This window comes from Clostridium sp. CTA-7, from assembly GCF_054768095.1.
Window position 1 is genome coordinate 18,940 of record NZ_BAAAAV010000004.1, and the last position, 12,372, is coordinate 31,311.

A 12,372-nucleotide genomic window follows, 5' to 3' on the forward strand; every position below is an offset into this window, starting at 1 on the left:
TAAATTAATTTAGATACAGCTTGTTTTATTTATGCAGTTCATAAAATATTTCTTCAGCGCCTTGAAAGTCAAAATCACTTTTATTAAAATTCGTATATTTATTTACTATTTTCAATCTACACTTCTCAACAATTTCATCAAGCTCATTAGGTTTGTATAGTCTTAAATAAAAGTCTTCATGTTCTGAACGAATATATTCACTATTGATATAAAGCTCATATACTCCCGGCAAATACATAATTTGCTGATAGGGATTATATGCAGATTTTTCTTTTAATAAAATTTCAAACGAGCCCTTTTCTACTCTTTTTCTTTCTTTAAAATCATCAGTTTCAAACTTATATTCATCAGCATAAGATTTATTATTGCGATAGTTAATGTCAGTTTCCACACCCAAAACGATTTTCCCTGATGATTTCAAGCTATTTTTCATCATCTCCAGGGCGTTGTTAATATCTCTTCTGTTAGTTAGTAATGAAAAAGAAATTGATGCAATAAAAATAAGGTCATACTTTTCTTTGCTATGATTAAATGTGGTAAAATCACATAAATCAATTCCTGTTGAAAGATTATTTGACAATAGTTTTTCTTTGCATCTCTTTATCATATCCTTAGATAAATCAAAACCATCAATATCAAAACCCTTCTTTAAAAAAGGAATTAAAAATCTTCCTGAACCACACATAGGTTCTAAAATTTTCATATTTTCATTTGCAAATGAAAGTAAAAAATCCAATTCATCTTTTGGCGCTTCGGGCTTATCAATATCATAAAATAAAGAGCACAGGTCACCATAGTAATATTTATCCATAATTCATCTTCCTCCTAATTAATTTTTTTCGAGACATAATTTGATAGCCTCCATAGCAAAATTTAAAATATAAGTATGACAATTTCATTATAGCAATCTATAATATATTCTACTGTTCCATTCTTGCTAAATGATGTTGTGTTAATCCATAACTAGGAATATAATGTAGATGTTTACTAATATTTCAAAAGTAATAAATATAATATTATTCGAGAACTTTATATAGACTAAATTGATAACTGTGCCTTAAAATAGATTTATGTAAGCAACTTAACTAATAAAACTCTGGCTAATTTCGAAGTTATCTATAATGGTGAAATTAAGACTATTGCTCCTATGACAAACTTATTTCTAAACCTTTAAAATTAATAACGTATGAAAATAATAATGTTAACCTTATTGTAAGTAGAGGTATTGGTAATAGCCTATTTCCTTTTAGAATAAATAATAGACCTCATATTCCTATAGTCATTTTAAAAAATAAGGAGAGTCTCCCTCATTGGAAACTCTCCTTATTTCTAGTCATTACTCTCAATATCTCTTGCACTTCTATATGAAGAATATCATCTTCTCCAAGTGCTTAAAAATTTATATTATCTGGATCCATTCCTGATCCACCACAATTAATTAAATTATCTATAAACTTTATATCCTCTTCTTTAAGTTCAAAATCAAACACTTCAGCATTTTCAGCAATTCTACTTGCTGTTACTGATTTTGGAAGTGGTAAGTTCCCTTTTTGAAGTGACCACCTTATACATATTTGTGCTATAGTTTTTCCATACTTATCTGCTACATCTTTTATTTCTTTTACTTCAAATATTTTTCCTGTTGATAAAGGACTCCAAGCCTCAACTAATATGTTATGTTTCTTACAGAATTCAACTGTTTCATCTTGATTTAATCCTGGATGTATCTCTATTTGATTTACCATAGGAGCTATTTCACAATTTTCTAATATATTTTGAAGATGATGAGGTTTAAAATTACTTACTCCTATTGCCCTTATTTTTCCTTCTTTATAAAGCTCTTCGAAAGCTCTCCAAGTTTCTATATTTACTTCTTTCCAATTTTCCTTAAATATCTTAGGAATTGGCCAGTGAATTAAGTATAAATCTACATATTCTAGTTGTAAATCCTCTATTGTTTTTTCAAAAGCCTTTAAAGTACTTTCATATCCTTGCTCTGTATTCCAAAGCTTGCTTGTAACAAATATCTCCTCTCTAGGTACACCACTATTTTTAATAGCTATACCAACGCTTTTTTCATTACCATATACTGCTGCTGTATCTATATGTCTATATCCAACTTTTAATGCTTCTTCTACAGAAGAAATAGCAATTTCACCATTAGGTGTTTGCCATGTTCCAAATCCTACACATGGAATTTGTATTCCATTGCTTAATATATAAGTGTCTTTTAAATTTCTCATAAAATTTCCTCTCCTTCTATTTTTAATATTATATTATCTAAAAATTCATAGGCTTTCTACTTAAAATATTATTTAAGTTAATTATAGTGCAATAAGGTTAATCATTAAAGAATAAGCTATACTTATTGATAATTCTGCTATATTTATTTTTACTAATTAAGTATGAGAAGTTATTGGAAAGAGTACACTTTCACATTTAAATTTCTCTTTACAATTTTTTATAAGTAAAGCATTATCATCATCTATTTTAGGTTTAATACTTACTTTAAATTTTTTACTTTCTGCAATAAAATTGAATATTATAACTTTATCATCTTTCTCTAGTATTTTTAATATTATATTATCTAAATTTATAGGCTTTTTGCTTAAAATATCATTTAATATAAGCTCTTTATCATTTCTTTCCATTATAACTACAGCGTCCTCATCTTTAATATAATAAAGATTCTCTCTATAAATATAATTACAATAAACCTTTAAAGGCCATTCATCTTTTATAACTCCAAGCTTATTTGAAACTTGAACTCTATTTTTACACATTTTATCTATTATCTTCTTATCTTCTTTTAAATCTAAATTTAACTTTTTAATATTAGTTGTTTTCTTATTTTTTATATCTTCAGTATAAATTATATTCTCAGTGTTTATCTCATATGAAGTTTCATTTACTCTATTAAATCCAAACTTAGGATAAAAGTTTAAAACAGAATTATTTGCAAATAAATATATAAAATCTACCTTCTTTTCATATTCTTTAAATATTTCATTCATAAGCCTTCTTATTAGACCTTTATTTCTATAATTTTTATCTGTCATTACTGTTCCTAATTGAATTGCTTTATTAATCTTTCTATTCTGGACTATAGTGAATTTATTTATAGAAACATTTGCAATTACCTCATCATTATGAATATAGGAATATGAAATATAATTATCATTGCAATATCCCTCTTCAAACCACTGTTCAAAGTCTAATCCAAATGTATCTGCTGCTAACTTACTAAAACTTTTTCTATACTTTTTATTTTTCTTTAAATTTTTTACCAAAATAAATTCATACATTATTTTCCCCTTAACCTTTTAATTTATCTAAATTACAAAATTATTAACTAATTTTATGTAAGTTCAGAGACTTTCTTTAATACCTTAACTTGCCTAAAAATTTTTCTTTACTTATTTCCCATATATATTCTATATTCAAATATTAATATTAAATATATACTTACTACAAATATAATTATTACATTATAATCTAAATAGTCTAATTACTAATAACATATTATTTTTGTTTGCATATAATATTTAAAAGCAATTAATTAAGTGTGGTATTATGAACTACTTATTAGAAATTCAAGATTGTAAGCTATTAGGTTCTGGAGCTGAAGGCTCTGTTTATTTAACACCAGAAGGTTATGCACTTAAAACCTTTAAGAATATAAAAGCTGCTAAAAGTGAAGAAGAAATATTAAAAAAAACTTTAGACAGTTCCTTTTTCCCAAATCCAATTTTAAGGATAAGTAATATTTTAATAAGGGAATATGTAGGTGGAGAAAATCTTTTTGAATACATTACTAAACATGGATTGCCTTATAATTTATCAAAGGAAATTATAGATTTAATTGAAGATTTAAAAAGGCTTAAGTTTAAGAGAATTAATATTAGAAATGCACATATATTTGTAGACTCTAAGGGTAAAATAATGGTTATTGATCCAAGAAAACCTTTTACTAAAATTACTCCTTATCCTAAAGATATAATAAAAACACTAGTTAAACTTCACTTATTTGATAAGTTTTTAAAAGATGTTTTACAATACAAGCCAGATTTACTTTCTTATTGGACTGACGCTTATAATTATCTCGCTTGTCCTAGAAGAAAAAGAATTTATAGATATGGCTAATTAAGTGAGAACTAGAGATAAATCTTAGTGGATTTATCTCTAGTTCTCACTTATAAAAGACATTACTTTATATATTCTGATTTTAATATTGAATATAACTCTAAATTAACTATTCCTTTTCCTGTCCATATATTCCCTTCTCTTATAGTACCATCTTTTATAAAATTATTTCTTTTTAATACATTTTGAGATTTAATATTTTCAACCATTACATATGCTTGTATTCTGTTTAATTCTACTTCATTAAATAAATATTTTATTAAGGTCTTAACAATATTACTAGCTATCCCCTTACCAAAGTAATCTTCATTTAAAGTATATCCTATAGTAACTACACTCACTTTTTCATCTATATCAAAAATTTCCGCTACACCTACAAGCTTTTTAGGATTAGATTTAAGAAAAACACCTAAAAAAACTATCTTTTTCTTTTGAAAATCTCTTTGAAAATGAGCAATCATATTTTTTACTGTATCAATAGATTTCTTTGCATTTCCAGGTTTATATTTATATAAATTTTCATTTGCACAAATTTCATATAAATCCTCTAAATTAACTTCTTCTATTTTACTTAATATAATTTCTTCACTTTCAATATAAGGAAATTGACTAAATAATAAATCTTTTTTCATAATATTACATCCCCTTTATAAGTGTTTATCAAATTATAGATATATTAATTTTAAAATTTTTTTCCTTTTATTTATAAAGTTTAAATTTGTTCCCTATTTTTCATATATCATAAAATAATTATAAATAATTTTTACTTAGCCTACAACTTATTAATAAAAAAAGCTATACACTAATAAATTTATTAATGTATAACTTTTCTTTTAAATAATATATTAATTATTTGTTAATAGCTATAAAGTTCACCATAACTTAAGGCAAGAGCTATTTTAGGGTTCGAACCTGGATTTATCCATTGTAAAATTTCTTTCATCTTGCTTTGTTCAACAGCTACACATCCCCAAGTTGGAACCCCAACATCTACATGTAAAAATATTGCAGAGCTTTTCCCTGGAACAACTGTCCATCTATTATAATCAATTACTAAAGAGTATTTATATGAATTGCTATGATCTATTAAATGCTCTGCTGAATTCCATCTACCATTTGGTGCTCCAAACTGCATTGTATTGTAATAAGGTGAATTAACATCATCTACCCAATATTCTGAACCATCTAATACTCTATATGGAACTCCACTTCCTGGATTTTGTGCTGCTCCAAAAGCTTCTGTTAAACTATATACACCTGTAGGAGTACATAAATCCATTTCATAAACTTCACTTGCATTTTTCATTCCATTTTCACCTAATCTTGCAAACATACTATCATATTCATACCATTTTCCATTGCTATCTTTTTGCCATAGAACTAACTCAGCTGTACTACCGCCTGTACTCACAACTGAAATTATTTGATTAGAATTCTTAGCAACTGATGTATTGGCAATCTTAGGCTCATTATTAGACGGAGCTATAGATTGAGTATTTGAATTTGAAGTATTATTCTCAACCTTTGAAGCCTCTTCTTTTTTCTTAGCTTCTTCAGGTAATGCTATTTCATTTTCTTTTTCCTGTTTTTCTTCTTCCTTCTTTCTCTCTTCTTCTATTTTTGCTTCATCTTGAATTCTCTTCTCAACCGAAGATTTTAAGTCCTTTAACTTATCTAAAACTTCATTTGCTTCATTTAGTTTTTTACTGCTTATAGCTTTGTTAAAGTCTTCTTTTAATTTACTATAAAGCTCTTCTTCATCATTATTCATATTTAAAATTTTAATATTATCTGCTTCTTCATATACTTCTTCTATTTTTGCATCTAATACTCTATCTTTTTTTACCTTGTTCACATAAAAAGCACTAAATCCTATAACAATAAAAATTAGTACTAACGATGCTATAATTAAATTTATCTTTTTGTTTTTTATCATTTTTCCCCCCCGTATATCAAAAAGTCTTTTGTAAATTAGTATTAAAATTATGTTCAGCATTGTAAATAAATTATTGGTAACTCTAATTATTATCATACATTTTTTTATAAACCAAATAAATAGTAAATTATTCCAATCAATTTCAAACTGATACCTTCTTATTTCTCTATATAAAATACTATATTAAAAATTATTGACTTTTATTTCATTCTTATGTAAACTTTACTTATAAATTAAATAAAAGAAGTGCTAGGGGTGCCTTTAGGCTGAGAGATGATTTTTCATTAACCCTCTTTACCTGATCTGGATAATACCAGCGTAGGAAAGTCACAATGTATTTTTATGGAATTAAATTATTATAAAGCTATAAACGTACCTCCTAGCATATTTTTAGGAGGTATTTTTAATGGAAAATTTTATTAACACATTAAGAGAAAGCTTTAGTGAAATATTAAAAAGCCCGCTTTCTTTAGCTACTCTTTTAGGAGTTATTATTTTAATACTTACTTTTATTAGATTTAAAAAAATAAAGCTTGATTCAAAGATTATGGCTAGAATTGGTATTGCTTTAGCCTTAGCTACGATCCTTCACCTTGTAAAGATAGTAGATTTACCTAATGGTGCTGGTAGTATAAATTTAGGTAGTATGGTACCAATACTACTTATTGCTTTTATTTACGGTCCTGAAATAGGTATGCTTACTGGATTTTTATTTGGGATAATATATTTAATTATCAGCCCTTATATACTTCATCCAATTCAAGTTTTATTTGACTATCCTCTTCCTTTTATGGCAGTTGGACTAGCTGGGTATTTTAAAGATAAAAAACTTTTAGGAACATTTTTCGGTATGTTTATTAAATTTATATTTCACTTTATATCAGGGTTTATATTCTTTGGACAATTTGCACCTGAAGGATGGTCTCCAGCTTTATATTCTCTTGTAGTTAATGGTGCTGTTGTTGGAGGAAATCTTATTGTAGTTTTAGTTATTATAGGATTATTACCTATAAATAGAATTATAGAAGGAAGTAAAAGCCTATCTCATTAATTTTATAATTTTACATTTTTTTCACTTAGAGTTATTATTTCTTAAATTTTATAGTATAATATTTAAGAAATAATAACTTTAAGTTTTAGGGGAGTGAAAATAATGGATAATAATTTAACTAACAACACAAATAATGATATTAACTACGACAAGTATTCTCAACCAATGACATTGAAAGATTGGATAATTACACTTCTTTTAATGTTAATTCCAATTGCAAACATAGTTTTAATGTTTGTTTGGGCTTTTGGATCAAATGTGAATAAAAGTAAGAAAACTTATTTCCAAGCAACTCTTATTATGATTGCTATTGGAATAGTGTTCTGGATCATATTTGGATCAATAATTATTGCAGCTATTTTAAGCTCTGGATATTAAAAGTTTTATTATATATATGATTCTAATTTACTATTAAACTTGCTTTTTGAATTTTAACTATTGATTTCAATTTAAATATAGATAATGTAGAATATTAATTAGAACATATATACTACAAAAATTAAGAGGCTACGTTAAAGTTAAAATCCTTCATGTAGGATTCATTTTAGATTTAACTAGCCTCTTATTTTAATAATTCTTATGAATATATAATCATAATTGAATAAGATTTTAATTGGGGAATAAAACCATATTTAATAGTTTTTATAGTTTCTATCCCTGCATAACTATGGTCTGCTATAATATTCCACTCACCAGATTTTGATTCAGGAATATGTTGATTTACATCATAATCATCTATAGATGTTCCATTATAAATTACAATTAAATCATTTAAGTTTTTTTCAATGTTATATAGATTTCTAAAATGCCACTTTATTACTCCAGCCTTTTCATCTCCATTTAAAAAACTAATCTCAATGTTGTTATTTATGTCATCTCTACTATCTAGTCTAAATTCCCTATAGTTTTTTCTGATATTTATTAATCCCTTTACATAATTAAATACATCTATATATTTTGCTTTATCCCTCCAAAAAATTGCATTTATATTATCTGGACTTTTATAACTATTGTGGTCTCCATTTTTTGTTCTTAATATTTCTGCTCCACCTTGAATAAATGGTATTCCTTGTGATGTTAATATTATTGAAAGGGATAAAATATTTCTTCTTACTAAATGATTATCTAAAACATTATTTTCTAATATTTTTCTATATTCATCTTCTTTAATATTAGGTTTTAAGCTTTTCTCTATTTGATCCCAGAGAGTGTAGTTATCATGAGCATCTACATAATTTATAGTTTCCTTAGGATTAAATGTTAATGTATTTATAGAGCCTTTTAAACCCTCTATTATATTCCATGCAGTAGGTCCATTATGTTGATTTCCATTTGAAAATCCATTTGATGGACTATTATTTCCCCTTATAAAATCTCTAAAGGTGTCATTAAATACGGAAAAATCTTCACCTCTTTGCCTTCCCTTGTAGGTTCCATTTAGTAGTGACGATTCTCCTCCTTTCCAAGGCTCTCCATAAATTAATATATTGTCGTCAATTTTCTTTATTAAGCTAGTTATTTCTTTCATAGTATCTATATCTATTAATTCCATAAGATCAAATCTTAAACCATCAATATGGTAATCCTTTATCCAATGAGTTATAGAATCTATAATAAACTTTCTAACCATAGGCCTTTCTGTTGCTATTTCATTACCACAGCCTGAACCATTAGTAAATCTTCCTCTATAATCTGTTCTAAAGTAATATGATGGAACAAGACTATCTAAATTTCTAGTTTCTTGCATATGATTATAAACTACATCCATAACTACTCTTATCCCATTTTTATGAAGAACCTTTATCATCTCTCTTAGTTCTATTATTCTAGCTATTGGATTATATGGATTACTTGAATAACTTCCTTCAGGAGCATTATAGTTTTTAGGATCATACCCCCAGTTTCTATTCCCTTTTTTGTTTGATTTTCTTTCATCAACTGAACCAAAGTCAAATATAGGTAATAAATGTACATGTGTTATTCCAAGTTCTTTTAGATGATCAATACCTGTTTTAACTTCAATTTTTCTTTTTGCATCTTTATACCTAGCTCCTTCTTTTGCTAGTCCTAAATATTTTCCTCTAATATTTTTATCTATTCCACTATCATCGCTTATAGTAAAATCTCTTACATGAATTTCATAAATTATAGAATCCTCTTTTCTTACAAGCTCTGGTTTTCTATCAAATAACCATCCTAGTGGCATGGTTTTTATATTATTTATATCTATTAAAAAGCCTTTTTCACCATTTATACCTACAGATACTGTATAAGGATCTACTGCATAGCTTATTTTTATATATTCTAATCCGTTTCTATCTATATCTTTAAAATAAAGCTTATATAGATAAAATCTCCCTTCATTTTCTTTTCTATTTATTTTGTTATAGTAAGTGCCACTTATATTATCTCTTTTCATTTGATGTAAGCTTTTTTCATTTTCATTTATATCATACCAATTATCATATAAACATAACTCTACCTTAAAAGCAGTTGGAGCCCAAACTCTTAAATATATATATTCTTTATCATAGACAATGCCCATATCATTTTCTTTATAATAATAACTGTCTAAAAACCTTCTCATCGTAACTTTACAAGGAAGGAATGTCTTACTTGATCTTACTTCAACTAGATCCATTGGTGATATATTTAAATTTAAATTTATAAACTCTACTTTTTTTAAATCCTTATAAATTATATATTCACAGTTTTCTTCTTTTACTCCATTTATATAAATATAAAACTCAGTTACATCTAATGGTTTTTTAGATAAAAAGGCTGTTATTTTATCCTTATCATCCATTATTGCCGTCTCTATTCTTGGTCTTATATATTCTATAACCTCTCTTAAATCTAGTATAAGCTTATATTCACCATAAATTATATAACAATTTTTCACTCCCTTTGGTATTTCAAAGGTAGCTGTTTGTTCTGACCAATCATTACCCCAATTATCTCCCCAAGCTTTTCTTCTTGCAATTATATTTTCTTCCTTTACAAAAGCACATCTTCCAAAGTCACTTTCTTGTAATAATTCTATGGGGTAATAATCTCCCTCATTAGAAAAGCCCCACAAATCCCATCTATATCCACCTCCAAAATAATCACCATCATTTTTTATAAAATGTATTAATGTATCTTCTACTTCTTTTAACACAATAGGAAATTCCCTAGAAGCTTTTTCTCCAGTTTCTTTATCAATACAACTTATTTGAATCGAGCTTTTATCTTTTAGTGATTTACTTATTTTAATGATGTCTTTTTCTATGTTTATATCTGTTCCTTTATAATCAATTGTCCAATAAACCTCTCTTAGTTCTTTTATTCCAAATATAGATTCTCTTAATGCTACAAGCTGAATTTCTTCACCTAAGTGAAATTCATTACAGGAAGCCTTAATTTCTAGTAAATTACCATCAAAACTTTCACTATTCTTTAATAATTTATTACTTATTTTAAAAGAGTTGTTATTACTTATGTCATTATACTTTATATCATCACTATATCTTACCATTATTTCAACTCCTAAAATTTTAATATTATATTTTATGTCTATCCTTAATTATTGCCTCTATCTATTTTTCTTTAATCATTTTAAAATTCAACTTCTTCTATAATATAAGCTACTCTTTATATAACTATATATTTCACCATAAATATTCCATCATCATATAATTTTCTAGAATTATGTCTTCAATTTTATTTTAAATTTTCATTGATTTCTTAATTTTTATATGGTAATATTTATAATGATTTAAGGGAATGAAGTTCTCCCTTGACTTATGTCAAAACCGCTTACTAAGCTAATGACTTCTGCAATGTTTTTTTGCAGAAATCATTAGCTTTTTTTAATTATTAAACAAAGGAGGATTTTTATATGTTAACTAGTTTAGCTCTTATTATTTTATCTGGTATATTTATGGGTTCTATTTTTTCTAAATTAAAATTGCCAAGTCTCGTAGGTATGATATTGACAGGAATTATATTAGGACCTTATATGTTTAATTTGATAGATGAAAGTATTCTAAGCATTTCATCTGAGCTTCGTCAAATAGCCCTTGTAATAATTTTAACTCGTGCAGGCCTTGCATTAGATATTAAAGATTTAAAAAGGGTCGGTAGACCTGCTATTTTAATGTGCTTCGTCCCTGCTACCTTTGAAATACTGGGATTTATATTGCTTGGACCTAAACTTTTAGGATTATCTTTACTTGACTCTGCAATAATGGGTACTGTTATTGCTGCTGTTTCACCGGCTGTTATAGTTCCTAGAATGCTAAAGCTTATGAATGAAGGTTATGGAGTTAAAAAAAGTATTCCACAATTGATTTTAGCTGGAGCCTCTGTAGACGACATATTTGTCATAGTGTTATTCACTTCATTTACAGGCATTGCTACAGGTAGTAGTAACTTTTCCTATATGTCTTTATTAGAAATTCCAATTTCTATAGTACTTGGAATAATATTAGGCATTATGGGTGGCTTAGCTCTTGTTTACCTATTTAAAAAGGTGCATATGCGCGACTCTATTAAAATTCTTATAATATTAAGTGTGTCATTTTTATTTATAACTATTGAAAATCTATTAAAGAACTTTATTCCTATTTCTGGATTGCTTGCTATTATGAGCCTTGGTGCAACTATATTAAAAACTTACCCTGAATTAGCTACTAGAATATCTCTTAAATATTCAAAGCTTTGGGTTGCTGCTGAAGTATTTTTATTTGTTTTAGTTGGAGCAACTGTAAATATTAAGTATGCATTAAATTCCGGGATAGTAGCTATTCTGTTAATCTTAGGCTCATTATTATTTAGAATGATTGGGGTTTTAATTTGTTTAATTAATACTGAATTAACTTTTAAAGAAAGAATATTTTCCGTTATAGCATATATGCCAAAAGCTACAGTTCAAGCTGCTATTGGTGCCCTACCACTTTCAATGGGTCTGGCCTCTGGTGAGATTATACTAACAGTTGCAGTGCTTTCTATAATAATCACTGCTCCACTAGGTGCATTTTTAATTGATAGAAACTATAAAAAATTATTAATTACTTCAGAAAAATAAATTCTATAGATTCTAAAAAAACTATATAATAACCAAGTAATTTAAAAAGCTAAGTCTAAATTAAATTTTCAGGCTTAGCTTTTATTATGGAATTCTTTCTATATTGACTTTGGCAAACATATGCTATATTAAGTTATTTATTTTTAAAATTAAAGATGATTTTTTTATTTTCCT

Annotated in this window: 10 protein-coding genes and 2 riboswitches; of the genes, 4 read left to right on the forward strand and 6 right to left on the reverse strand. The window is 26.5% G+C overall.

Annotation, left to right across the window (positions count from 1 at the left end; all coding sequences use genetic code 11):
• Positions 1–25: 25 nt before the first annotated feature.
• From ACYUEX_RS08910 to ACYUEX_RS08920, 3 genes are all read right to left on the reverse strand, one after another.
• A complete protein-coding gene (locus tag ACYUEX_RS08910; RefSeq protein ID WP_460287717.1) occupies positions 26–811 on the reverse strand; it encodes a class I SAM-dependent methyltransferase in 786 nt (261 codons plus the stop codon).
• 580 nt (positions 812–1,391) lie between these two features.
• On the reverse strand, positions 1,392–2,243 hold the full coding sequence (locus tag ACYUEX_RS08915; RefSeq protein WP_460287718.1) for an aldo/keto reductase: 852 nt from the start codon (positions 2,241–2,243) through the stop codon (positions 1,392–1,394).
• Between the two features lie 156 nt (positions 2,244–2,399).
• Complete coding sequence (locus ACYUEX_RS08920; protein ID WP_460287719.1) at positions 2,400–3,305, reverse strand: GNAT family N-acetyltransferase; 906 nt, start codon at positions 3,303–3,305, stop codon at positions 2,400–2,402.
• A 268-nt stretch (positions 3,306–3,573) separates the two neighbouring features.
• On the opposite strand from ACYUEX_RS08920, the gene ACYUEX_RS08925 reads away from it, so the two are divergent.
• Positions 3,574–4,143, forward strand: coding sequence for a protein kinase family protein (locus tag ACYUEX_RS08925; RefSeq protein WP_460287720.1), 570 nt, complete (start codon positions 3,574–3,576; stop codon positions 4,141–4,143).
• A gap of 62 nt (positions 4,144–4,205) precedes the next feature.
• Here the strand turns inward: ACYUEX_RS08925 and ACYUEX_RS08930 are convergent, their stop codons facing one another.
• Entirely contained in the window at positions 4,206–4,775 is a 570-nt protein-coding gene (locus ACYUEX_RS08930) for a GNAT family N-acetyltransferase (RefSeq protein WP_460287721.1), read from the reverse strand.
• 224 nt (positions 4,776–4,999) lie between these two features.
• Entirely contained in the window at positions 5,000–6,079 is a 1,080-nt protein-coding gene (locus ACYUEX_RS08935; RefSeq protein WP_460287722.1) for a L,D-transpeptidase family protein, read from the reverse strand.
• Positions 6,080–6,320: 241 nt separating this feature from the next.
• A riboswitch (TPP riboswitch) is annotated at positions 6,321–6,421 on the forward strand.
• Between the two features lie 64 nt (positions 6,422–6,485).
• Here ACYUEX_RS08935 and thiT point away from each other — a divergent pair.
• Together thiT and ACYUEX_RS08945 are read left to right on the forward strand one after the other, a co-directional pair.
• A complete protein-coding gene (gene thiT, locus ACYUEX_RS08940) occupies positions 6,486–7,130 on the forward strand; it encodes an energy-coupled thiamine transporter ThiT (RefSeq protein ID WP_460287723.1) in 645 nt (214 codons plus the stop codon).
• Between the two features lie 102 nt (positions 7,131–7,232).
• Complete coding sequence (locus ACYUEX_RS08945; RefSeq protein WP_411170596.1) at positions 7,233–7,508, forward strand: hypothetical protein; 276 nt, start codon at positions 7,233–7,235, stop codon at positions 7,506–7,508.
• Positions 7,509–7,707: 199 nt separating this feature from the next.
• Here ACYUEX_RS08945 and pulA read toward each other — a convergent pair whose 3' ends face one another.
• On the reverse strand, positions 7,708–10,647 hold the full coding sequence (gene pulA, locus ACYUEX_RS08950; protein ID WP_460287724.1) for a type I pullulanase: 2,940 nt from the start codon (positions 10,645–10,647) through the stop codon (positions 7,708–7,710).
• A gap of 235 nt (positions 10,648–10,882) precedes the next feature.
• A riboswitch (Fluoride riboswitch) is annotated at positions 10,883–10,956 on the forward strand.
• Positions 10,957–11,010: 54 nt separating this feature from the next.
• Here pulA and ACYUEX_RS08955 point away from each other — a divergent pair.
• Positions 11,011–12,198: a cation:proton antiporter gene (locus ACYUEX_RS08955; protein WP_460287725.1), complete on the forward strand. Its 1,188-nt coding sequence runs from the start codon at positions 11,011–11,013 to the stop codon at positions 12,196–12,198.
• Positions 12,199–12,372: the final 174 nt, after the last annotated feature.

Bases quoted from the DNA above. Each gene is read 5' to 3' on its own strand.
- ACYUEX_RS08910 (WP_460287717.1), bottom strand. From the start codon at position 811: ATGGATAAATATTACTATGGTGACCTGTGCTCTTTATTTTATGATATT.
- ACYUEX_RS08915 (WP_460287718.1), bottom strand. From the start codon at position 2,243: ATGAGAAATTTAAAAGACACTTATATATTAAGCAATGGAATACAAATT.
- ACYUEX_RS08920 (WP_460287719.1), bottom strand. From the start codon at position 3,305: ATGTATGAATTTATTTTGGTAAAAAATTTAAAGAAAAATAAAAAGTAT.
- ACYUEX_RS08925 (WP_460287720.1), top strand. From the start codon at position 3,574: ATGAACTACTTATTAGAAATTCAAGATTGTAAGCTATTAGGTTCTGGA.
- ACYUEX_RS08930 (WP_460287721.1), bottom strand. From the start codon at position 4,775: ATGAAAAAAGATTTATTATTTAGTCAATTTCCTTATATTGAAAGTGAA.
- ACYUEX_RS08935 (WP_460287722.1), bottom strand. From the start codon at position 6,079: ATGATAAAAAACAAAAAGATAAATTTAATTATAGCATCGTTAGTACTA.
- thiT (WP_460287723.1), top strand. From the start codon at position 6,486: ATGGAAAATTTTATTAACACATTAAGAGAAAGCTTTAGTGAAATATTA.
- ACYUEX_RS08945 (WP_411170596.1), top strand. From the start codon at position 7,233: ATGGATAATAATTTAACTAACAACACAAATAATGATATTAACTACGAC.
- pulA (WP_460287724.1), bottom strand. From the start codon at position 10,647: ATGGTAAGATATAGTGATGATATAAAGTATAATGACATAAGTAATAAC.
- ACYUEX_RS08955 (WP_460287725.1), top strand. From the start codon at position 11,011: ATGTTAACTAGTTTAGCTCTTATTATTTTATCTGGTATATTTATGGGT.